This window comes from Nocardiopsis changdeensis, from assembly GCF_018316655.1.
In the GTDB taxonomy this organism is placed as follows: Bacteria; Actinomycetota; Actinomycetes; order Streptosporangiales; family Streptosporangiaceae; genus Nocardiopsis; species Nocardiopsis changdeensis.
On record NZ_CP074133.1, the window covers coordinates 2,896,490 to 2,919,465 of the forward strand.

19 protein-coding genes are annotated in these 22,976 nt (G+C 76.6%); all 19 read left to right on the forward strand.

The window, feature by feature from the left end; translation table 11 throughout:
* The first annotated feature begins 8 nt into the window (after positions 1–8).
* The 19 genes from KGD84_RS12990 to KGD84_RS13080 all read left to right on the forward strand — a co-directional run bounded on the left by KGD84_RS12990 (position 9) and on the right by KGD84_RS13080 (position 22,963).
* Complete coding sequence (locus KGD84_RS12990; RefSeq protein WP_220560570.1) at positions 9–5,501, forward strand: non-ribosomal peptide synthetase; 5,493 nt, start codon at positions 9–11, stop codon at positions 5,499–5,501.
* Complete coding sequence (locus tag KGD84_RS12995) at positions 5,498–6,631, forward strand: saccharopine dehydrogenase NADP-binding domain-containing protein (RefSeq protein WP_220560571.1); 1,134 nt, start codon at positions 5,498–5,500, stop codon at positions 6,629–6,631. Before KGD84_RS12990 ends, KGD84_RS12995 begins: the two co-directional genes overlap by 4 nt.
* On the forward strand, positions 6,628–7,740 hold the full coding sequence (locus KGD84_RS13000; RefSeq protein ID WP_220560572.1) for a Gfo/Idh/MocA family oxidoreductase: 1,113 nt from the start codon (positions 6,628–6,630) through the stop codon (positions 7,738–7,740). The genes KGD84_RS12995 and KGD84_RS13000 overlap by 4 nt, the downstream gene beginning before the upstream one ends.
* Positions 7,737–8,522, forward strand: a complete 786-nt coding sequence (locus KGD84_RS13005; RefSeq protein ID WP_220560573.1) for a thioesterase II family protein — start codon at positions 7,737–7,739, stop codon at positions 8,520–8,522. The genes KGD84_RS13000 and KGD84_RS13005 overlap by 4 nt, the downstream gene beginning before the upstream one ends.
* A 35-nt stretch (positions 8,523–8,557) precedes the next feature.
* A complete protein-coding gene (locus tag KGD84_RS13010) occupies positions 8,558–9,292 on the forward strand; it encodes a class I SAM-dependent methyltransferase (protein ID WP_255646505.1) in 735 nt (244 codons plus the stop codon).
* Positions 9,289–11,112, forward strand: coding sequence for an ABC transporter ATP-binding protein (locus KGD84_RS13015; RefSeq protein ID WP_370634486.1), 1,824 nt, complete (start codon positions 9,289–9,291; stop codon positions 11,110–11,112). Before KGD84_RS13010 ends, KGD84_RS13015 begins: the two co-directional genes overlap by 4 nt.
* Positions 11,109–12,851, forward strand: a complete 1,743-nt coding sequence (locus KGD84_RS13020) for an ABC transporter ATP-binding protein (protein WP_220560574.1) — start codon at positions 11,109–11,111, stop codon at positions 12,849–12,851. The genes KGD84_RS13015 and KGD84_RS13020 overlap by 4 nt, the downstream gene beginning before the upstream one ends.
* Positions 12,852–12,888: 37 nt before the next feature.
* The gene (locus tag KGD84_RS13025) at positions 12,889–14,130 is read left to right on the forward strand and encodes a cytochrome P450 (RefSeq protein ID WP_220560575.1); all 1,242 of its coding nucleotides are present in this window, start codon (positions 12,889–12,891) and stop codon (positions 14,128–14,130) included.
* Positions 14,124–14,390, forward strand: a complete 267-nt coding sequence (locus KGD84_RS13030) for a ferredoxin (protein ID WP_338151211.1) — start codon at positions 14,124–14,126, stop codon at positions 14,388–14,390. Before KGD84_RS13025 ends, KGD84_RS13030 begins: the two co-directional genes overlap by 7 nt.
* A 35-nt stretch (positions 14,391–14,425) precedes the next feature.
* Positions 14,426–15,940: an ABC transporter substrate-binding protein gene (locus KGD84_RS13035; protein ID WP_220560577.1), complete on the forward strand. Its 1,515-nt coding sequence runs from the start codon at positions 14,426–14,428 to the stop codon at positions 15,938–15,940.
* Complete coding sequence (locus tag KGD84_RS13040) at positions 15,937–16,932, forward strand: ABC transporter permease (protein WP_220560578.1); 996 nt, start codon at positions 15,937–15,939, stop codon at positions 16,930–16,932. The genes KGD84_RS13035 and KGD84_RS13040 overlap by 4 nt, the downstream gene beginning before the upstream one ends.
* On the forward strand, positions 16,929–17,744 hold the full coding sequence (locus KGD84_RS13045) for an ABC transporter permease (RefSeq protein WP_220560579.1): 816 nt from the start codon (positions 16,929–16,931) through the stop codon (positions 17,742–17,744). The genes KGD84_RS13040 and KGD84_RS13045 overlap by 4 nt, the downstream gene beginning before the upstream one ends.
* Positions 17,731–19,170, forward strand: coding sequence for an ABC transporter ATP-binding protein (locus KGD84_RS13050; protein ID WP_255646506.1), 1,440 nt, complete (start codon positions 17,731–17,733; stop codon positions 19,168–19,170). The genes KGD84_RS13045 and KGD84_RS13050 overlap by 14 nt, the downstream gene beginning before the upstream one ends.
* Before the next feature lie 9 nt (positions 19,171–19,179).
* Complete coding sequence (locus KGD84_RS13055) at positions 19,180–19,764, forward strand: helix-turn-helix domain-containing protein (protein ID WP_220560580.1); 585 nt, start codon at positions 19,180–19,182, stop codon at positions 19,762–19,764.
* A 72-nt stretch (positions 19,765–19,836) separates the two neighbouring features.
* Positions 19,837–20,514 (forward strand): SAM-dependent methyltransferase, encoded by a 678-nt coding sequence (locus KGD84_RS13060; RefSeq protein WP_220560581.1) that lies wholly within the window; start codon positions 19,837–19,839, stop codon positions 20,512–20,514.
* The gene (locus KGD84_RS13065; protein WP_255646507.1) at positions 20,511–21,005 is read left to right on the forward strand and encodes a DinB family protein; all 495 of its coding nucleotides are present in this window, start codon (positions 20,511–20,513) and stop codon (positions 21,003–21,005) included. The genes KGD84_RS13060 and KGD84_RS13065 overlap by 4 nt, the downstream gene beginning before the upstream one ends.
* 42 nt (positions 21,006–21,047) lie before the next feature.
* Positions 21,048–21,605 (forward strand): helix-turn-helix domain-containing protein, encoded by a 558-nt coding sequence (locus tag KGD84_RS13070; RefSeq protein ID WP_220560582.1) that lies wholly within the window; start codon positions 21,048–21,050, stop codon positions 21,603–21,605.
* A 2-nt stretch (positions 21,606–21,607) separates the two neighbouring features.
* Positions 21,608–22,495 (forward strand): CPBP family intramembrane glutamic endopeptidase, encoded by an 888-nt coding sequence (locus KGD84_RS13075; protein ID WP_220560583.1) that lies wholly within the window; start codon positions 21,608–21,610, stop codon positions 22,493–22,495.
* Positions 22,496–22,591: 96 nt separating this feature from the next.
* Positions 22,592–22,963: a VOC family protein gene (locus KGD84_RS13080; protein ID WP_220560584.1), complete on the forward strand. Its 372-nt coding sequence runs from the start codon at positions 22,592–22,594 to the stop codon at positions 22,961–22,963.
* The last annotated feature ends 13 nt before the right edge of the window (positions 22,964–22,976 follow it).

Consider the following 22,976-nt stretch of genomic DNA (forward strand, 5'->3'; position numbering starts at 1 on the left):
AGAACACCGTGCAGCCCACCCCCGCCGGCCCCGACGACCCGCGCGCCCTGCTCGACGAACTCCGGGCGGACGGCGTCCACCTGTGGGCCGACGCCGGACGCGTCCACTTCCGCGCCCCCTCGGGCACCCTCACCGACGAGCGGCGCGCGCTCCTGCGGGAGCACCGCGACGCGGTCCTGGCCCTGCTGGAGGAGCCGGCCGCGCCGGCCCTGGTCCCCGACCCCGCCTCCCGGCACGAGCCCTTCCCCCTGACCGACGTGCAGGGCGCCTACCTGGTCGGCCGGGGGTCGGCCTACGACTACGGCGGGGTCGCCTGCCACGCCTACGCCGAGCTGGAGTTCGACGACCTGGACCCGGACCGCCTGCGCACCGCGTGGAACGCCCTGGTGGACCGGCACGACATGCTGCGCGCCGTGGTCTCCCCCGAGGGCCACCAGGAGGTCCTGCCCGAGGCCCCCGGCGAGTCCCTCACCGTCACCGACGTCGGAGCGGCCGACCCCCGCCCCCACGCCGAACGGGCCCGGGAACGGCTGCGCGACCTGGTCCCCGACCCCTCGTCCTGGCCGCTGGTGCGCCTGCACCTGACCCGCGGTTCCGGCCGGGCGGTCCTGCACCTGTCCGTCGACCTGCTCGCCGCCGACCACACGAGCGTCCGCCTGCTCCTGGAGGAGCTGCGCGCGCTCTACGAGGACCCCTCCCTCGCCCTCCCCGCGCCGCGGGTGACCTTCCGCGACCACGTCCTGGCCCAGCGGGCGCTGCGCGACGGCGCCGGGTACCACCGGGACCGCGCCTACTGGACGGAGCGCGCGGACGCGCTTCCCCCGGCGCCCGAACTCCCCCTGGCCGACCACGCCGCCGACGCCTCGGCGCGGTTCACCCGGCTGTCCGCCCGCCTGGAACCGCAGGTGTGGGAGGCGCTGCGCACCCGTGCCGCGGGCCGGGGCCTGACCCCCTCCTCCGTCGCCCTGGCCGCCTACGCCGAGGTCGTCGGCCTGTGGTCGCGCCGCCCCGACTTCACCCTCAACCTGCCCGTGCCCCGGCGCCCGGCGACCCACCCGGACCTGGACCGCGTCGTCGGCGACTTCACCTCGCTGACCCTGCTGGCGGTGCGGGCCGACGACGGCGCCACCTTCGCCGAGCGCGCGGCCGCCCGCCAGACCCGGCTCATCGAGGACCTGGACCACGGCCTGTACTCGGGCAACGAGCTGCTGGCCGAGCTGTCCCGGCGCCGGGACGAGACGGCCGTGCTGATGCCGGTGGTCTTCACCGGAGCGCTGGGCGCCGACGACGGGGAGCCCGACCCCGGCGCCTGGGCCGCCCGCGAGGTGTACGGGCTGTCCCAGACCCCCCAGGTGTGGGTGGACTGCCAGGTCTCCCTGAACGGCGACGCCCTGGCACTGCGCTGGGACGTCCGCGAGGGCGTGCTCTGCGAGGGCGTCGCGGAGGACGCCTTCCGCGCCTACCACGACCTGCTGCTCCGCCTGGCGGCCTCCGACGCCGCCTGGGACGAGGAGGCCCCCGTCCCGCTGCCCGCCGAGCAGGTGTTCACGCGCACCCGGGCCAACTCCACCGAGGGGCCGCTGCCCGACGCGCTGCTCCACGAGAACGCCCTGGCCCGCGCGCTGGAGGCCCCCGACACCCCGGCCGTGCTGCACAGCGCAGGCGCCCTCTCGCACGGGGAGCTGTGGCGGCGCGCCGCCGGCACGGCGGCCCTGCTGCGCGAGGCCGGGGCCCGGCCGGGCGACCGCGTGGCCGTCGTCATGGACAAGGGCCCCGAGCAGGTGGTCGCCGTCTACGCCGCGCTGCTGGCCGGAACGGTCTACGTCCCGGTCGACACCACCCAGCCCGCCGCGCGCCGCCGCGCCATCCTGGGCGACGCCGGGGTCCGGCACGTCCTCACCCAGTCCTGGCTGGCCGCCGTCGGCGACTGGGACGCCGACACGGCCGTCATCGAGGTCGACACCGCCCCCGAGGGCACCGCCCCGACCTCCCTCCCCGAGCGGCCGGTCTCCCCGGACGACCCGGCCTACGTCATCTACACCTCCGGCTCCACCGGCACCCCCAAGGGCGTGGTCATCGCGCACCGCGCCGCCCTCAACACCGTCGAGGACGTCGACCGCCGCTTCTCCGTGGGTCCCGGCGACCGCGTGCTGGGCCTGGCGGCCCTGGGGTTCGACCTGTCCGTCTACGACCTCTTCGGCCCCCTGGGCCGGGGCGGGGCGATCGTGCTCCCCGACGCCGACCGGCGGGGCGACCCCTCGCACTGGGCCGAGCTGGCCCGCGAGCACGGGGTCACCCTGTGGAACTCCGTGCCCGCGCAGATGGGCATGCTCGCCGACTACCTGGCCACCGCTCCCGACAGGGCGCCCACGACACTGCGGGTCGCCCTGCTCTCCGGCGACTGGATCCCCCTCACCCTGCCCGAGCGGGTCCGCGCCCACCTGCCCGGCACCGAGCTGTACGGCTTCGGCGGGGCCACCGAGGGCTCCATCTGGTCCATCCACCACCGCATCGGCGAGGCGGACCCGTCCTGGCCGAGCATCCCCTACGGCCGCCCCCTCACCAACCAGACCTTCCACGTGCTCGACGACCGCATGCGCGACCGGCCCGACTGGGTCGCCGGGGAGCTGTACATCGGCGGCGCCGGCGTCGCCGCGGGCTACCTGAACGATGAGGCCCGCACCGCCGAGCGCTTCGTCGCCCACCCCCGCACCGGCGAGCGGCTGTACCGCACCGGCGACCTGGGCCGGTACCGGCCCGGCGGCGACATCGAGTTCCTCGGCCGCGAGGACGACCAGGTCAAGATCCGCGGCCACCGCGTCGAACTCGCCGAGATCGAGGCGGCGGTGCTCTCCCATCCGGCCGTGGCCTCCGCGGCCGTCCTGGCCGTGGGGGACCCCCGCGACCGGCGCCTGGCCGGCTTCGTCGAGACGGCCGTGCGCGGGACCGGTCCGCACGCCGCCGTGGAGGGCGCCGTCGCCGACGCCGCCCGCGCCGCGGCCGACGGGGCCACCGCCGGACTGGACCGCGCCGACCTCGACGCCTTCCTGGAGCGGATGCGCACCACGGCCCTGGAGGCGATCGCCCTCACCCTGACGGAGTCGGGCCTGTTCCGGGACACGGCGCACACCGCGGCAGAGGCCGCCGACGCGCTGAGAGCGGACCGCAGGCACCACCGGCTGGTCCGCCGCTGGCTGGAGGCGCTCGCCGACGCCGGTCGCCTCACCCGCGACGGCGACGCCTTCCGCGACCCGGCCCCGGTCACCCGCGAGGAGCACGCCCGGGGCTGGGCGGAGCTGGCCGCGCTGGAGGCGAAGGTCGACTACGGCACCGAGGTCCTGGACTACATGCGGACCTGCTCCGAGCGGCTGCCCGAACTCCTGCGCGGCGACCTGGACGTGCGCACCCTGCTCTTCCCCGGCGCCGCGCTGGACACCGCCGGCGCCGCCTACCGCGACAACCTCGCCGTCCGCCACCTCAACGCCTCCGCCGCCGCGGCGCTCGCCGAGATCGCCCGCCGCCGCACCGGCGACACGCCCCTGCGGGTCCTGGAGGTCGGCGCCGGCGTGGGCGGCACCACCGAGGCCGTCGTCCACGCCCTGGCCGGGTACGCCGTCGACTACCGGTTCACGGACCTGTCGCCGTTCTTCCTCACCGAGGCCAGGGAGAGGTTCGCCGACTTCCCCTGGGTGTCCTTCGGCCTGTTCGACCTCGACCGCGACCCCCGGTCCCAGGGACAGGAGCCCAACTCCTTCGACGTGGTCGTGGCGGCCAACGTCCTGCACAACGCCGTCAGCGCCGACACCGCGCTGGCCCGCCTGGGGGAGGTGCTCGTCCCCGGCGGCCACCTGCTCTTCATCGAGACCACCCTCGAACGCGACCCGGCCCTGCTGGTCTCCATGGAGTTCATGGAGGGCTTGGGCGGCGGCCACCGCGACGCCCGCACCGACGACGACCGGACCTTCCTGGACCGCGCCCAGTGGGCGGACACGCTGGAGCGCGCCGGGGCGGCGGCCCCGCTCGTGCTGCCCGACGCCGCCGACCCGCTCTCCGGGACCGGGCAGACCCTGTACCTCACCCGGCTCAAGACGGACCGGCTCCCGGTCGGCCCGGACGGGCTGACCCGCCACACCGCCGCCCGCCTGCCGGACTACATGGTGCCCGCCCGGTGGCGGGTCCTGGACTCGCTGCCGCTGACCGGCAACGGCAAGGTCGACCGCGCCGCCCTGGCCCGCGACCTGCCCCGGGAGGAGGGCGCGGCGACGGTGGAGACTCGGTCCGCCGAACCCGCCGACGACCTGGAGCGCGCCCTGGCCGCACTGTGGGCCGAACTCCTGGAGCGCCCCCGGGTGGGCCGCACCGACGACTTCTTCGACCTGGGCGGCGACTCCCTGCTGGTCGCCCGCATGGTGGGACGCCTGGGCGAGGCCCTGCCCGGCACCGGGGAGGACATCGAGTGGGAGGTCGTGCTGCGCCACATGCTGCGCACGCCGACCGTCGCGGGCCTGGCCTCCTACCTGCGCGACCTCTCCGGGCAGAGGGACGCCGCCACCGCGGGCACCGCCGACCCGTACGTGCCCCTCAACGGCCCGGGCGGCGGTACGGTCACCGCGCTCGTCCACGCCGGGACGGGCACCATCATCCCCTACCGGGCCCTCATCACAGAGATCCGCCGCCGTGCCGCCGGGCGGGGCACGCTGGTCGGCCTGGAACTGCCCGACGTGCCCGCCTTCCTGGCGGCCGACCCGGCAGAGGTCATCGAGAAGTGGGCCGCCGACTACGCCCGGGCGCTGCTGGAGCGCGGCGGCGACCGCTTCCACGTCGTGGGCTACTGCCTGGGCGGGCTCATCGCCACCGAGGTCGCCCGCACCCTCACCGAGGCCGGGGCCGAGGTCGCCTCGCTCACCGCGATCAGCACGCACCGCCCGCCGTTCCGGCTCGACGACGAGCTCATCTCCGAGTACGCCTTCGCCGTCATGATGGGCATCGACCCGGTCTCCGTGGGGTTCCCCGCCGACGAGGACCGGGTGTCGGCCGCCTCCGACCTGCTGCTGGAGGCCACCCCCGGGCTGCTCCCCGACGGGGCCATCGGCCGGCTGGAGGGGGAGTACGCCGACGTCGCCGCGTGCTTCCGCGCCCTGGCCGAGGTGCCCCGCGAGGTCCGCGTGGCGCGCATGTGCGCGGCCGTGCCGCCCTCGGCGGGCACCTACGAACCCGAGGCGCTGGACGAGATGTTCCGCGTCTTCCGCCAGAGCGTGTTCTCCATCTCGCGCTACGAGCCGCAGCCCTACGCGGGCGACGTCACCTTCGTCCGGCACGGCGGCGCCTACCCCTTCCCCGGTAACAAGGAGAGCGTCACCGCCTACTGGGAGCGGCTGGTCCTGGGCGACCTGTCGATCGTGGACGTCCCCGGCGACCACTTCGGCATGCTGTCGGTGCCCTACGCGCCCGGCATCCTCAAGCACCTGGACGCGATCACCGGCGGGGACGTGATCCGGTGACGGAGGAGTCCCTGATCGGGGTGGTGGGGGCCTCGGGCGCCGTCGGCGCCCCCGCCGCCCGGTTCCTGCGCGCCCTGGGGCACACCCGCCTGCGGCTGGGCGGGCGCCGCCCCGGGCCGCTCGACGCCCTGGCCGGCGAACTGGGCAGGGGGGCCGAGGCCGTCCCCGTCGACGTGCACGACCCCTCCTCCCTCGCGGGGTTCTGCGAGGGGTGCGCCGTGGTGCTCAACTGCGCGGGCCCCTCCTACGCCCTGGTCGACAGGGTCGCGCTCGCGGCCCTGGCCGCCGGAGCGGACTACGTGGACGTCACCGGCGACGAGCCCGTGGTCGCCTCCCTGACCGGGAACCCCCTGCTGGAGGGGCGCACGGCCGTGGTGTCGGCGGGCCTGCTGCCGGGCCTGTCGGCCCTGCTGCCCCGCCTGGCGGCGGCCCGGCACGGGCTGACCCGGCTGCGGGCCCACGCGGGGGGCCTGGAGCGGTGCACCGAGGCCGCCGCGGGCGACCTGCTGCTGTCGCTGCCCGGAGCGGCGGACCCCGCCGCCGTGTTCGGGACGCCGCTGGCGGCCTGGCGCGGCGGGGAGGTCGTGCCCCGCGCCCTGCGCGCCGCCGACGGCGTGCGGGCCCCGCACTTCCCCCTCCCCGGGTTCGTGCAGCCGTTCCTCACCGAGGAGGTGCGCAGGCTCGCCCGCGACCTGGGGCTGCGCGAGGCGGAGTGGTCCAACGTCCACCTCGGCGGGCGCACACGCGCCCTGCTGTCGGCGTTCGCCGGGCGCCCGCCCGCCGACCCGGCCGCGGCCGCGGCCGGCCTGCGCCGGGCCGCGGACCTGGACCTGGCCGGGCGCGAACCGTTCCACCTCCTCGTCCTGGAGCTGAGCGACGGCCGGGGCCGGGACACCACCCTCGTGCTGCGCACCGCGGACGGCTACCGCACCACCGGGCACGTCGGCGCCTGGACGGCGCTGGAGGTCCTGGAGGGGCGGGTGCCCCGCGGGGTCCACCACGCGGCCGACGTGCTGGACCCCGAGCCCGCGGTCGCGGCGCTCTTCGCCGACCCGCGGACCGGGACCCTCCGGGAGTACGAGGGCGCGCCCGGCCCCGGCGGCGCCGCCGTCGAGGAGGGCGCACTGTGAACGGCGGGCCGCTGCGCACCGTCGTCTGCGGGACGGGGTTCGGGCGCTTCTACCTGGAGGCCCTGCGCCTGCTCCCGGAGGACTTCGCCCCGGTCGGGATCCTGGCCAGGGGCGGGGACTTCTCCCGGGCCTACGCCCGCGAGCAGGGGCTGCCCCTGTACACCTCCGTCGAGGATCTGCCCGGGGACGTCGACGCGGCCTGCGTGGCCGTGGGGTCGGCGGTCTCGGGCGGCCCCGGCGCGGAGATCGCCCACGGCCTGCTCGCCCGGGGCGTCCACGTCCTCCAGGAGCACCCGGTCCACCACGACGAGCTGGCCGGGCTGCTGCGGGCGGCGCGCGGCGCGGGCCTGGTCTACCACCTCGACCCCTTCTACCGGCACGTCCCGGCCGTCGGGCGGTTCCTGGACGCGGCGGCGGAGATGCGCCGCCGGGGCCCCGTCCTGGCCGTGGACGCCACCTCCGCGCTCCAGGTGCTCTACCCCCTGCTGGACGTCCTGGGACGCGCCCTGGGCGGGCTGCGCCCCTGGGCGGTCACCGACCCGCTGGACCCCGGGACCGCGCACCCGGCCGCGACGCCCCCGCCCTACCGCGTGGTGCAGGCGACGGTCGCCGGGGTCCCGGTCACGCTGCGCGTCCAGAACCAGATCGACCCCTCCGACGGGGACAACCACGCCCTGCTCTGGCACCGGCTGTCCCTGGCCGCGGAGGGCGGGGTGCTGGCCCTGGCCGACACCCACGGGCCGGTGCTGTGGCACCCGCGGCTGCACGCGCCCCGGGACGGCCACGGGCGGCTGCGCTCGACCGGCCCCGGGACGGACCACCTGGACGAGCCCGCGGTCACCGTGCTGGAGGGAACGCTGCCGCCCTCCCACCGCGAGGTCTTCGCCCGCGTGTGGCCCCGGACGCTCGCCCGCGCGATGGCCGACTTCGCCGCCGACGTGCGGACGGGCGCCGACCCCCTGCCGCGCGGCCAGTTCGACCTGTCCGTGTGCCGCCTGTGGCACGAGGTCACCGGCCGCCTCGGCCGCCCCGACATCATCCGGCCCGCCGCCCCCGTCCCCTGGAGGGCCGCCGACTTGGACCGCACCGCCCCGATGGGAGCCCCATGACCGCCACCGCACCCGGATCCTGGCTCCGCCGCCCCCGTCCCCGTCCGGGGGCGGGACTGCGCCTGGTCTGCCTGCCCCACGCCGGGGGAGGGGCGGGCGCCTACCGTGCCTGGGCGCCCCTGCTGCCCGACGGCGTCGACCTGCTCTGCGTGCAGTACCCCGGCCGGGAGGACCGCTTCGGGGAGCCCCCGGCACAGGACATGGCCGAGCTCGTCGCCGCGGTCGCCGGTGAGCTCGCCCCCCTCCTGGACCGCCCCTACGCCCTGTTCGGGCACAGCATGGGATCGGCGGTCGCCTACGAGCTGGCCCGCGCCCTGCGCGGCTCGGGCGCCCCCGCCCCCGAGCGCCTCTTCGCCTCGGGCCGCAGGGCCCCGGCGGACGCGCCGGCCGGCCGGGTCCACGAGGGTGACGACGACGCCCTCGTTGCGGAGCTGCTCCGCCTGGGCGGCACCGAGGAGGAGGTCCTGGCCGACCCCGGGCTGCGCGAGGCCGTACTGGGCTACATCCGCGCCGACTACCGGCTCGTCGAGCGCTACCGGCCCTTCCCCGGGCCCGTCCTGGACTGCCCCGTGAGCGTGTTCCTGGGGGACGCCGACCCCGAGGTCGACACGTCCAACGCCGGGCGGTGGTCGGCGACCACCACCGGCCGCGTCGACGTGCAGGTGTTCCCGGGCGACCACTTCTACCTGGTGCCGCAGCGGCGGGCCGTCCTGTCCGCGCTGCTGCGCCGGCTGGACCCGGCACTGGCCGCCGCCGCCTCGCCCTGGCCCAGCACCCCCTGACCCCTTTTCCCCTATCCACCCTGGAGGACGCACCTGTGACGGCCATCGACTACTACTCACCGGCGGCCGAGTTCTTCGACCTCGTCGGCCACCGGCACCTGGTCTCCAGCGCGCCCGCCCTGCGCGCCGCGCTGACCGGTCTGGACACCGGCCACGGCCCGGTCCTGGACATCGGGGCCGGCACCGGCCTGGTGACCGCGACCATCGCCGGGATCCTGCCCTCCGCCCGGATCCTCTCGGCGGAGCCCTCGCCGGTCATGCGCGCCGTCCTGACCAGCCGGGTGTTCTCCGACCCCGCCCTGCGCGGGCGCGTCACCGTGCTCCCCGAACCGGCCCAGGAGCTGCCGCTGCCCGACTCCCTCTCCGCGGTGGTGATCTTCGGGGTGGCCGGGCACATCCCCCGGCCCGAGCGGATCGCCCTGTGGAAGCGCCTGGCCGACCGCCTGCCCCCGGGCGCGCCGATCGTCGTGGAGCTCATGGGGGTGGACACCCCCCGGTCCATCCCGTTCGTGCGCATGTGCCGGGAGGCCGTCGGCGAGCAGGTCTACGAGTGGTGGATCTCGGGCGAGCCCGCCGGCGACGGCGTCATGCGCTGGCGCACCGAATGGCGGGTCTTCCGCGGCGGCGAGCAGGTCCGCACGGTCGCCGACGAGTACGACTGGGAGACCTTCGGCGTCGACCGCCTGGCGGAGGAGTCCGGGCTGGCCGTCAAACGCCTCGCGCAGACCGGGCGCGAGGCCACACCGGAGATCGGGGTGCTGGTCAAGTGACCGTCGACGACACCGCCACCGGCACCGCCGCCGTGCCGCCCGCCCCGCCGGAGGCCGGCCCCGAAGCGCGGCCCCCCTCCCCGCTCACGGTCCTCCTGGGACCGGTCCGCGGCCGGGTCGCCACTGCGGCCGCCCTCCAGGGGGCGGCGGGCGCACTCGGCCTGGTGCCCCTCGTCTGCATCGTCGAGATCGCCCGGGCCCTGCTGGAGGCCGGGCCGGCCGACCCCGGCCGCCTGTGGACCCAGATCGGCCTGGCCCTGGCCGGAGCCGTCGCGTCCCTGCTGGCCGGCGCCGCCTCCGCCCTGGTGGGGCACCTCGCCGACAACGACATGCAGCTGGCGGTCCGGCGCTCCCTGGCCGCCCACCTGTCCCGGGTGCCCCTGGGGTGGTTCTCCGGACGCGGGTCCGGCCGGGTCAAGAAGGCCCTGCACGACGACATCGCCGAGGTCCACTCCCTGGTCGCCCACACCCTGCCCGACCTGGCCGCGGTCGTCGCGGTACCGGTGGCCGCCCTCGCCTACCTGCTCCTCGTCGACTGGCGGCTCGGCCTGGTGGCCGTCGCCCTGATCGCCGCGGGGATCCTCCTGTTCGCCCGGGCCATGGCCGGCGGGACCGCCAAACTGGCCGAGGCCGCGCGCGCGATGGGCGACATCAACGCCGCCGCGGTGGAGTTCGTCGAGGGCATCCAGGTGGTCAAGCACTTCGGCGGCCACCGCCGGGCGCACGAGCGCTTCCTGCGCGCGGCCGACGCCTACGCCGACTTCTTCGCCTCCTGGTCGCGCGCCACCACCCCCGTCACGGTCGCGTCGTTCCTGCTGCTGTCGGCGCCCATGGTCACCGTGGCCACCGTCCTGGCCGGGACCGCGTTCACCGCCGCGGGGTGGAGCGACCCGGTGTCCGTGGTCGCCTTCGCGCTCATCGCCCCGGCACTGTGCGCCCCCATGAACGTCATCGGGTCCCGGGTCCAGCAGATCCAGGGCGCGGCCGCCGCGGCGGCCCGGGTCGCCGGGCTGCTGGCGGTCCCCCCGCTCCCCGAGGGGGAGGGCGGTGTTCCGCGCGACGCCCGCGTGGTCTTCGACGGCGTGCGCTTCGCCTACCCGGCCCAGGACGGCCGCGAGGCCGAGGAAGTGCTGCGCGGCGTCGACCTGGTGCTGGAGCCCGGCACGGTCACGGCGCTGGTCGGACCCTCCGGGGCGGGCAAGACCACCCTGGCCACCCTCCCGGCCCGGTTCCACGACCCCACCGCCGGATCGGTCTCCCTCGGCGGGGTCGACCTGCGCGACCTGCCCTCCGAGGAGCTGTACCGCAACGTCGGGTTCGTCTTCCAGGAGGTCCGCCTGCTGCGCGAGTCCGTGGCCGACAACATCGCCCTGGGCCGGCCCGGCGCCTCCCGTGCCGACGTCGAGGCCGCCGCCCGGGCGGCCCGGATCGCCGACCGCATCGAACGGCTGCCCCGCGGCTACGACTCCGTGGTGGGGGAGGACGCCGAACTCTCCGGCGGAGAGGCGCAACGGGTGTCCATCGCCCGGCTGATCCTGGCCGACCCCGCCGTCCTGGTCCTGGACGAGGCCACCGCCGCGGTGGACCCCGTCGCCGAGGCCGACATCCAGGACGCCCTCGGGGAACTCGCCCGGGGCCGCACCGTCCTGGTCATCGCCCACCGGCTGGCCACCGTCGCCGGGGCCGACCGCATCGCCGTCATGGAATCCGGCCGGATCGTCGAGTCGGGCACCCACGACGGGCTCCTCGCCCGCAGGGAACGCTACGCGGCCCTGTGGAGCGCACAGAACGACGGCGGCGAACAGGGAGAAGAACAGTGATCCGCGACCTCCTCAGGGCCATGGGCCCCGGGCACGCCCGCCCCATGGCGGCGGCCCTCGCGCTCACCACAGGCGTGTCCGCCCTCCAGGGCGTGGTGTTCGCGCTCCTGGTCCCCGTCCTGCAACGCCTGCTCGGGCCCGACCCGTCCGCGGCCGCGCCCTGGGCCCTCGTCCTCGCCGCGGTCACCGCCGTGTACGCGGTGCTGCGGTCGGCCGGCCTCTACGTGAACTTCCGGGTGGGGAGCACCATCTCCCGCGCCCTGCACCACCGGCTCGGCGACCACGTGGTCCGGCTGCCCCTGGGATGGTTCACCGGGGCCCGGCGCGGGGAGCTCAACCGCATCGCCACCGACGGCGTCTCGCGGACCACGAACCTGCCCGTCCACACCTACCCCCCGCTCGCCGACGCCGTCGTCACCCCCGTGGTGGCGGTCGCGGCCCTGGCCCTCTTCGACTGGCGGCTGGGCCTGGCCTGCGCCGCGTGCCTGGTGGTCCTGTGGATGGTCTTCACCCTGACCTCGGACGCCGTGGGGCGCGGCGACGCCGCCCGGGACGCCGCGGCCGACGAGGCCGCCGACCGGGTGGTGGAGTACGCCCGGTCCCAGCCGGTGCTGCGCGCCTTCGGCCGCACGGAGCAGGGCCGGGCGGGCCTGGACCGGGCCCTGGAGGCCGAGCACGCCACCGCCCGCACACTGCTCTTCAAAGCGGTCCCGGCCCTGGTCGCCTACGCGTTCGCGGTGCGCCTGGCCCTGACCCTGGTCCTGGCCCTGGTGGTGTACCGGGTGCTCGGCGGCGACCTGTCCGCCGCCACGGCGGTCGCGCTGACCGTGCTGGTCGTCAGGTTCGTCCACCCGCTGTCGGCGGCCGCCGAGCACGGGGCCTCGCTGCGGATGGCGGTCAACGGGCTGGCCCGGATCAACGCCGTACTGGACGCCCGCCCCCTGCCCGAGCCCGAGGCGCCCGTCGCCCCGCAGGGGTCCCTGGTCGAGTTCGACGACGTCCGCTTCTCCTACACCCCCGGCGGGGAGAAGGTCCTGGACGGGGTGTCCTTCCGGGCCGGACCCGGCTCCCTGACCGCGCTCGTGGGCCCCTCCGGCGGGGGCAAGAGCACCGCCGCCCGGCTGCTGGCCCGCTTCCACGACGTCGACGCGGGCCGGGTGCGCGTGGGCGGGGCCGACGTCCGCGACATCGGCGGCGAGGAGCTGTCCCGGCGGGTGGCCGTGGTCTTCCAGGACGTGTACCTGTTCGACGCCACCATCGCCGACAACGTGCGCGTCGCCGACCCCGGTGCCACCGACGGGGACCTCGAACGCGTCGCGGCCCGCTCCGGCCTGGACCGGGTCGTCGCCGAACTCCCCGACGGCTGGAACACCCCGGTGGGGGAGGGCGGCGCCTCCCTGTCGGGCGGCCAGCGCCAGCGGGTCTCGATCGCCCGCGCCCTGCTCAAGGACGCGCCGATCGTGGTCCTGGACGAGGCGTCGGCGGCGCTGGACGCCGAGAACGAGGCGCTGCTCACCCGGACCGCCGTCGAACTTGCGGGGGAGGGGCGCACCGTCCTGGTGATCGCCCACCGCCCCGCCACGGTGGCGGCCGCCGACCACATCGTCTTCCTCGACGGCGGACGCGTCGCGGAACAGGGGTCCCCCGACGAACTCCTCGCCCTGGACGGCCGCCACGCCGCCTACATCCGGGCCCGCGAACGGGCCCGCGGATGGCGGATCACCGCCGACCGCGCCTGACCCCGACCCTCTCCCACTCCCCTGGAGGACCGAGCCCATGACCTCGCCCGTTCCCGACGCCCCCGACGCCCCGGACACGACCGCGGACGGCGCGCCCGCCGCCTTCCCCCTCGCCCGCTCCTGCCCCTTCTCCCCGCCCGACGGGTACGCGCCCATGCGCGAGAAGGGCGGCCTCACCAAGGCCGTCATCCCCAGCGGCAAGGAGGTCTGGCTCGTCACCGGCTTCCAGGACGTGCGCACCGCGCTGTCCCACCCGGCGGCCGGCTCCGACGCCCGCCACCCGGCGTTCCCCGCCCTCGGGGACGGCGAACAGGCCGTGGCCGCGGAACTGCGGCCCTTCATCCGCATGGACCCGCCCGAGCACACGCGGATCCGCCGCATGCTCGTCGGCGAGTTCACCGTCAAGCGCGTCCGCGCCATGCGCCCGGCCGTCGAGGCGATCTGCCGGGAACAGGCCGACCGCCTGCTCTCCCTGCCCGCCCCCGCCGACCTGGTCGGCGAGTACGCCAACCGGGTCTCCACCACCGTCATCTGCCGCCTGCTCGGCGTCCCCATGGAGGACCTGGAGTTCTTCCGCCGCATCACCTCGGTCTCGGGGGCCCGCACCAGCACGGCCGAAGAGGTGGGCGCGGCCCTGTCCGACCTGTTCGGGCTCATCGACAGGCTCATCGACGAGAAGGCGCAGGAGCCCGGCGACGACCTCATCAGCCGCCTCGTCAACGGCCCCCTGGCCCGGGGCGAGATCACCCGGACCTCGCTGCTGTCCCAGATCGGCATCACCCTCAACGCCGGGCACGAGACCTCCCGCAACATGATCCCCCTGGCCGCGCTCGACCTGCTGCGCCACCCCGACCAGCTGGACCTGCTGCGCGAGGACCCCTCGCTGTGGCCCGGCGCCGTGGACGAGCTGCTGCGCCACCTGTCGGTGGCCGACGTCATCACCCTGCGGGTCGCCACCGGGGACATCCCCCTGGAGGGGGCGACCATCCCCGCCGGGGACGGCTTCATCGCCCTGCTGGCGGCGGCCGACCACGACCCGCGGGCCTTCCCCGACCCCGGGCGCCTGGACATCACCCGGGCCCAGCGCAACCACGTCGCCTTCGGCTACGGAGCCCACCAGTGCGTCGGCCAGAACCTGGGGCGCCTGGAGATCGAGGTCGCCCTGCGCGTCCTCTTCGAGAAGGCCCCCGGCCTGCGCCTCGCGGTGCCCCTGGAGGACCTGCCGCTGCGCTCGACCTCGGCGATCTTCGGCCTGGACGAGGTGCCGGTGTCGTGGTGAACCCCGCCCCCGGACTGCGCCTGGCCGCCGACGCGGACGTGTGCGCGGGCGCCGGGCAGTGCGTGCGCGCCGCCCCCGAACTCTTCGACCAGGACGACGACGGCCTGGTGGTCCTCCTCGCCGCCGACGTCCCGGAGGACTCCCGGGCCCGCGCCCTGGACGCGGTCGACCTGTGCCCCTCCGGTGCGATCGCCCTCCGGGGACACCCCGCTCCCCCCGCTCCCGACACGGGGGCGGACCGACTCCCCCCTGGGCCGTGACCGCCACGGCTCCGAACAGAAACGAGAACCCACCGATGCGACGACGATCCCTCCTCGCGGCCCTGTGCGCCGCGACCCTGGCCGCCTCCGGGTGCTCCGGGGGCGGGGACGCCCCGGCCGGCGCGGACCCGGCGACGACCCTGCGCTACGCGGCGGTCGGCGCGCCCGCGGCCACCACGAACGACCCGCACGGCCGGGTCGGCAACGAGGCCGACTACCTGCGCTTCGCCATGCTCTACGACGTGCTCACCGTCCTCGACGAGCAGGGCGTGGTGCAGCCCCGGCTCGCCGAGTCGTGGGAGCCGGAGGACGGGGACCTCACGCACTGGCACGTCACCCTGCGCCGGGACGCGGTCTTCTCCGACGGCGCTCCGGTCACCGCCGACGACGTCCTCTTCTCCCTGCGCCGCATCCAGGGCAAGGGGGCCGAGAACAACGGCCGCCTGTCCATGTTCGACCTGGAGGCGTCCTCGGCCCGGGGCGACCACGAACTGGAGCTGGTCACCCGTCAGCCCTACGCCGAGGTCGGCGCGGCCCTGGCCTCCCTGACGTTCGTCGTCCCCGACGGCGCCGACGACATCACCGAGCCCGTCCCCGGCTCGGGTCCCTTCGTCCTGGAGGAGGCCGACGACACCACGGCGGTCCTGACCCGCAACGGGGACTGGTGGGGGCCGGAGGGCGGAGCGGACCGGCTGGAGATCACCGCCATGCCCGACCCGGCGGCCCGCGCGGCCGCGGTCGCCTCCGGCCAGGCGGACGTCGCCGGGAGCGTGGCCCCCGCCACCGCCGAGCAGTACGCCGGGGGCGGGGAGGTCGAGGTGGTCACCCGGCCCGGCGGGGTCAACTACCCGCTGGTGATGGACCTGGAGACCGAGCCCTTCGACGACCCGGCGGTGCGCGAGGCGGTCAAGCTCGCCCTGGACCGGGAGGCGCTCGTCGACACCGTCTTCCTCGGCTACGGGGAGCCCGGCGCGGACCTCGTCGCCCCCTCGGAGCCCTTCGCCCCGTCGGCCGAGCCGATCGGGCGGGACCTCGACCGGGCCCGCGAACTGCTGGAGGAGGCCGGGCACGGAGACGGCGTCTCCCTCACCCTGCACGCCACCAACTCCTACCCGGGCATGGAGGAGGCGGCGGTGCTGGTCTCCGAGCAGCTCGCCGAGGCCGGCATCGAGGCGCGGGTCGAGGTCGGCCCGCCCGACACCTACTGGACCGAGGTGTGGAACGTCGAGCCCTTCTACCTCAACAGCCTGGGCGGGAACGGGTTCGTGGACTTCTCCCGCATGGCCCTGCTCGCCGACGGCCCGATCAACGAGACCGGCTGGAACGACGAGGAGTGGGACGCCGACTTCCACACGGCCCTGGCCACCCCCGACGAGGGCGAGCGCCACGCCCTGCTGGGCGACCTCCAGCAGCGCCTCGCCGACGACGGCGGATACGTGGTCTGGGGGCTCGGCGACGGCATCGACCTCACCGCCCCCGGCGTGAGCGGCCTGCCCACCGGGCCGGGCTTCCACCGGCTGCGGATCGAGCAGGTCGAGGTCTCGGGTTGACGCGTCCGACAGGGGCGGCGCCGCAGGGCGCCGCCCCCCGGTCCCCGGGGGCCCCGCTCCTGGGGCCGCTCGCGGCCCTGGCCCGGGCCTGCCTGCTCCTCGTCGCGGTGTCGGCGGTCGTCTTCGCCGCCACCTCCCTGCTGCCCGGGGACGCCGCCGAGCTGCGGGCGACCCCCGGCGCCACGCCGGACCAGGTCCGCGAACTGCGCGAGGAGCTTGGCCAGGAGGGGCCGCCCTGGCGGCTCTACGCCGACTGGGCCGCGGGCATGCTGCGCGGGGACCCGGGGACCTCCCTGGTCAACGGCCGCCCCGTCCTGGACGCCGTCCTCCAGCGGCTGCCCGCCACGGCCACCCTGGTCGGCGCCTCCCTGGCCCTGGCCGCACCCGCGATGCTCCTCCTGGGCGGGTGGGCGGGCGCGGCGCGGCGGGGCCGCGGCACCGCGACCGCGCTGCTCACCGGCGGGGCGGCGGTGCCGGTGGCGGTGACCGCCTCGGGACTGGCCGCCCTGCTGTCCGGGGTGCTCGGGCTGGTCCCGGCGGTCTCCCTGCTCCCGCCGGGGGAGCCGCCGGTCCGCCACCCGGAGCTCCTGGTCCTGCCGGTGCTGTCCATGGCCCTGCCCACCGCCCTGTTCGGCGGCGGGCTCCTGGCCGGAGCGGTCGCCGACGCCGCCTCCCGCCCCCACGTGGCCGACGCCCGCCGCCGCGGGCGGCCCCTGTGGGCGATCGCCGCGGTGGACGTCCTCCCGTTCCTGCTCGCCCCCTTCCTGCGGGTCCTGGCGGTGAGCGCGGGAGGTCTCATCGCCGCCGCCACCGTCGTGGAGACCCTCTTCGGCTACCCCGGCCTGGGCTCCCTGCTGGTCTCCTCCATCGCCTCGCGGGACGTCCCCGTGATCCAGGCGGTCGCCGTGTCCGCCGCCGCGGTCGTGCTGGCGGGCACCGCCCTCGCCGACGCGGTGGCGGGCGGCACCGACCCCCGGAGGCGGCCGTGGTGAGCCGCGCACTCACCGCCGCCGTCCTGGTCGCGGTCCTGGCCGCGGCGGCGCTGGGCGGCCTGGCCGCCCCGTACGACCCGACCGCCCCGGTCTCGGCCCCCTGGCAGGGGCCGGGCGCGGGGCACCCGCTGGGCACCGACGCCCTGGGCCGCGACGTGTGGTCCCGGGTCCTCGCCGGAGGGGCCGGGCTCCTCTCCGTCTCCTTCGCCGCCGCCCTGGCCGCCTCCCTGGCCGGGGTCGGCGCCGGGCTGGCCGCCGGCTGGTACGGCGGCTGGACCGACCGGGTCCTGAGCCACCTGGCCGACCTCCTGCTGGCGGTCCCCTCCCTGCTGCTGGCCCTCGTGGTGGCCGTGGCCCTGCCCGGGAACGCCGCCGTCGTCACGGCGACCGTGTGCGGAGGGGCGCCGCTCACCCTGCGGGTGGTCCGCGACGCGGTGCGCGCGATCCGCGGCGCCGGGTACGTGGAGGCGGCCCGCGGCCGCGGTGAGCGCTCCGCGTCGATCCTGGTCCGCGAGGTGCTGCCCGCCATGAAGGGGGTCGTCACCGCCGACCTGGGGCTGCGGATCGTGGTGGCGCTCCAGATCGCCTCCGCCCTCAACGTCCTGGGGTTCGGACCCGCTCCGCCCGCCCCGGACTGGGCGCTGATGCTGCGGGAGAACATGCTCGGCGTCGCCATGAACCCGTGGTCCGTGGCCGCGCCGGCCCTGGCGATCGGCCTCACCACGGTCGCCCTGGCGCTCTCGGTCCACCTCGTCACCGCCCGGGGCCCCGGAGCCCCGCGGCGCAGAAAGGACACCCGTGCCGGGATATGAGATCAGCGGCCTGCGGGTCGAGGACGGCTCCGGCCGCACCGTCGCCGGTCCGCTCGACCTGTCCGTGCCGTCCGGCGGCGTCGCGGCCCTCATGGGCGAGTCCGGCTGCGGCAAGACCAGCGCGGTCCTGGGCGCGCTCGACGCCCTGCCCGCCGGGCTGCGCCGGGCGGCCGGGCGGGTGCGGTGGAACGGGGTCCCCGTCCCGGCCGGGAGGGCCGCCCGGCTGTGGCGGCGCGCCCACGTCGGCCTGCTCGGCCAGGACCCCTCCGCGGACCTGCACCCCCTGCGCACCGTCGCGGGCCTGGTCGCGGAGGGCCGTGCCGGCGGGTCCCGGCGCGAACAGGCCGAGGCCGCGGACCGCGTCCTGCGCGGCCTGGGACTGGACCCGCGAATGCTCTCCCGCCGCCGCCCGCACGAGCTCTCCGGAGGCCAGGCCCGGAGGGTGGCCCTGGCCCGGGCCGTCGTCGGCGACCCCGACCTGCTGGTCCTGGACGAGCCCACCAGCGGCCTGGACCCGGCCACGCTGGAACTCGTGGTCGGGATCCTGGACGGGCGCCGGGGGAGGCCCGGACGGGCCACGATCGTCATCACCCACGACCGGGCGTTCGCCGAGAGGGTGGCCGACACCGTGGCCGTGGTCGGTGACGCCCCGCCGGAACGGTCCGGACCGCTCCGGTCGGTGCCGGTCGTGCCAGCCCGGGGGGAACCGGTCCTGGAGCTGCGCTCGCTGTCCGTCGGCGCCCCCGGAGGCGGCCCCCTGCTGCTGGAGGGGGTCGACCTGGCGGTCCCGCCGGGCGGGTTCGTCGCCCTCGTCGGCCCCTCGGGCAGCGGCAAGTCCACCCTGCTGCGCACCCTGGCCGGGCTGCACCCGCCGGCCTCCGGGAGCGCCGCGGTGTCGGGGAGCCCCCTGCCCGAACGGGTCGAGGACCGGCCGCGCGGCCTGCTGCGCGCCGTCCAGTTCGTCGGCCAGGACCCGGCGGGCGCACTCCACCCCTCGCACCGGCTGGGCACGGCCCTGGCCCGCCCCGCGAGGGTCCTGCTGGGGGAGCCGCGCGGACGGGCGCTGGAGCGGGCCGCCTCCCTGGCCGCCGAGGTCGGCCTGCCCCCCGACGCGCTGGCCCGGACCCCCGGCGGGCTCTCGGGCGGACAGCGCCAGAGGGCGGCGATCGCCCGCGCCCTGGCGGCCGAGCCGCGCGTCCTCCTCGCCGACGAGGTGACCTCGGCCCTGGACGCCCACAGCGCCCGGACCGTCCTGGACCTGCTGGACGCCCTGCGCGCCGAACGCGGCCTGGCCGTCCTGCTGGCGACCCACGACCGCGCCGTGGCGGCCCGCGCGGACCTGGTCCTCGCGGTGGATCCGGAGCGCCGGGCCCTGGTCCCCGACCCGCTCGTCCCCGTCCCGGCCGAACGCCGGGCCGGCCGCTAGATTGCCGATATGGACGAGACCGGGGACGACGGCGCGGTGCTGCGGGCCGTGGGCGAGCGGTTGCGGCGGCTGCGCACGGGGGCGCGGATGACCCTCGCCGAGCTGGCGGAGCGGACCGGGATCACCCCGAGCACGCTGTCGCGGCTGGAGACCGGGCGGCTGCACCCCACCCTGGGCCAGCTGCTCCCGCTCGCGCGCGTGTACCGGGTGCCGATCGACGAACTCGTGGACGCGCCCCCGGTGGGGGACCCGCGGGTGCACCTGCGCCCGGTGCGCCGCTTCGGCCTCACCTTCGTCCCGCTCACCCGGCGCGCGGGCGGGGTGCAGGCCTACAAGGTGGTCTACCCGCCCGCCCGGACGCTCCCCGCGCCCGAGCTGCGCACGCACGAGGGCCACGAGTGGTTCTACGTGCTCTCCGGCACCGTCCGGCTGGTCCTGGGCACCGAACAGGACCTGCTGCTGGGGGCGGGGGAGGCGGCCGAGTTCGACACCCGTGTCCCGCACTGGATCGGCAACCCCGCCGAGTCGGCCGCCGCGGAGGTCATCGCGATCTTCGGGACCCAGGGCGAGCGCGTCCACCTGCACGGGGCCTGAGGCGCCGCCGCCCCTTTTGCGGATCCGCAAGAGAACGTGCGCCGCGGGCGCCGGTGCGCCCACCATGGCGGCATGGAACCAGACACCACCCGATCCCCGTCCGGCCGCGGGTTCTGGGAGCAGCGGTACCGCGACGAGGACCCCTCGGGGCCGCCGCCCGCGCCCAACCCCGCCTTCACCGCACTGGCCGGCGAACTCTCCCTCGTGCCGCCCCCGTCGGAGGGGTCCCGGGCGCTCGAACTCGCCTGCGGCCGCGGCGGGGACGCCCTGTGGCTCGCCGCCGCGGGATGGCGCGTCACCGCCGTCGACATCGCGGAGCACGCCCTCTCCGCGCTGGCGGAGCGGGCCCGCAGAGCCGGCCTGGGGGACCGCCTCGACGTGGAGCGGCACGACCTGGCCCGGTCCGTTCCTGCGCCCGGGAGCCGGGACCTCGTCTACGCGAACTACTTCCACACCGTCGTGGACCTCGACCGCGGCGCCGCGCTGCGCCGGGCGGCGCGGTCCGTGGCCGACGGCGGGGTGTTCGCCGTCATCGACCACGGCTCCAGCGCGCCCTGGTCCTGGGAGCAGCGCGACGACCACCCGAGCGCAGAGGACCTGTGGCGCTCGCTCGGCCTCGGGGCCGGCTGGACCCTCCTCGTGTGCGAGGGGCGCTCCCGGCTCGCCCGCGGCCCCCACGGGGGGACGGCGACGGTGGTCGACACCGTGGTGGCGGCGCGCCGTCGGGCGGGCGGGGGTGAGCGCGCGTGAGCTCCGCGGGACCGCGCCGCCGGGACCGGCTGCCGCCCCGGACCGGCCCCGGTGAGAAGGCGGTGCTCACCGGTTTCCTGGACTACCTGCGCGGGAGCGTCCTGGCCAAGGTGGACGGGGTGCCGGAGCACGACCTGCGCGCCCCCCGGGTGCCCTCGGGCACCAACCTCCTCGGGCTCGTCGAGCACCTGGCCCACGTCGAACGCTTCGTCTTCCTGGGGGAGCGGGCCCGCGACTGGCAGGCCACCTTCCACGCCGCCCCGGACGCGAGCCCGCGGGACGTCGTCCGCGGGTACCGGGAGGCCGTCGCGGCCGCCGACCGGGCCATCGCCGCCTGTCAGGACCTGGACCTGCCCGCCCACCCGGGCGGCCCGGGCGGGTCCGCGCCGTCGATGCGGTGGGCGCTGGTGCACATGATCGAGGAGACCGGCCGCCACGCCGGCCACCTCGACATCCTCCGCGAGCTGGCCGACGGGGCCACCGGCCGTTGATATCGGATTTGATAACATTCTCAGAGTTGATAACGTAAGGGCATGGCCACCGCCGACGTCCTCCTCCACCCGGTGCGGCTGCGCGTCGTGCAGTCGCTGTTCGACTCCGACCCGCTGACCACGGCGCAGCTGCGCGACCGCCTCCCCGACATCCCGCCCGCGACCCTGTACCGGCACATCGCCGTCCTGGTCGAGGCCGGCGTCCTGGAGGTGGTGGAGGAGCGCCGTGTGCGCGGGGCCGTGGAACGCGGCTACCGGCTGAGCCGGGGGCGCGTGGAGGTCGACCCCGAGGCCCGGGCCGCGATGACCGCGGACGACCACCGCCGCGCGTTCACCGCGTTCGCCGCCTCGCTGATGGCCGACTTCGACCGCTACCTCGACCACGAGGACGCCGACCCCGTCCGGGACGGCGTCGCCTACCGGCAGGCGGCGGCCTGGCTCACCGACGAGGAGCTGGCCGACCTGGTCGCCCGGATCGGCGAGCTGGTCCTGGCCGCGGCCGGGCGCGGCCCGGGCGGCGGGCGGCGGCGGCGCGTTCTCAGCTACCTGGCGGTACCCGACTCCCACCGGGGCCACGGGGCCCCGCGAGAAGGAAAGTGATCATGTCCGACACCCCCCGAACCGCGGTGGCGCCCGAGTCCGGCCGGAGGGGGCCGGCGCCGGCCCGCAACGGCCCGCGGTGGCTGCGCCCCGCCCTGGTGCGCATCGTGCTGCTGACCGTCCTCTTCCTGGCGGTGCAGGCGCTCGCCGCCCAGGTGATCCTGCCGGTGATGGACCGCCCCCTGTGGGCCCAGACCCTGGGTGTGGGGGTCGCGGTCCTCACCCTGCTCCTCTACGCCGCCATGGTGCGCCTCACCGAGCGCCGGGCCGTCACCGAACTGCGCGTCACGGCCCTGCCCCTGGGGCTGGTGGGCGGTTCGGTCCTGGGCGTCGCGCTGTTCGCGGCGGTGATCGGGATCATCGCCGTGCTCGGCGAGTACACGATCACCGGTCGGGGCTCGGTCGACGGCGTCATGGCGGCGATCGGACTGATGTGCGCGGTCGCGGTCATCGAGGAGGTGATGTTCCGCGGGGTCCTGCTGCGCGTCCTGGAGGAGGCCACCGGCCCGTGGATCGCGCTGGCGCTGTCCTCGGTGCTCTTCGGCGCCATGCACATGGCCAACCCCGGGGCCACCCTGTGGACCGGGACGGCCATCGCCGTGGAGGCGGGCCTGATGCTCGGCGCCGCCTACCTGCTCACGCGCAGCCTGTGGCTGCCCATCGGCCTGCACCTGGGCTGGAACCTCGCGGCCTCGGGGATCTTCGGCACCGCGGTCTCGGGCGTCGACCACGGGGAGACGAGCGTGTTCACCGCCACGGCCTCGGGCCCCTACCTGCTCACCGGCGGCGACTTCGGCCCCGAGGCGAGCCTCACCGCGGTCCTCGTGTGCAGCGTCCTCACCGTGCTGTTCCTCCTCCGGTTCCGGAAGGGGTCCCGAGCGGACCGCTGACCCGCCGCACGGGGGACGCGGGCCCCGCGGAGAGCCCGCCACGCCCGCGTCCCACCGCCTTGACCGGTCCGGCGGCGGCTCCTAGGGTCGTGCACCATGGAGCCCATCGCCACGTTCAGCCTCGTCGCCCTCGACTGCCCCGACCCGGCCGGCCTGGCTGAGTTCTACGCGGCGGTCACCGGTTGGCGGGTCCGCCCCTGGGAGGACGACTCCTGGATCCAGCTCGTGAGCGACACCGGTGCCACGATCGCCTTCCAGAAGGCGCCCGGCCACGTGCCGCCCGAGTGGCCCGGCGACGAGCGCCCGCAGCAGCTGCACCTGGACTTCGACGTCCCCGACCTCGACACCGGCGAGCAGCGGGTGCTCGCGATCGGTGCCCGCAAGGCCGGGTTCCAGCCCGCCCCGGACTCCTTCCGGGTCTACCTCGACCCGGCCGGGCACCCCTTCTGCCTCGTGCGCTCCGGCTGACCGCGGGGCGGGA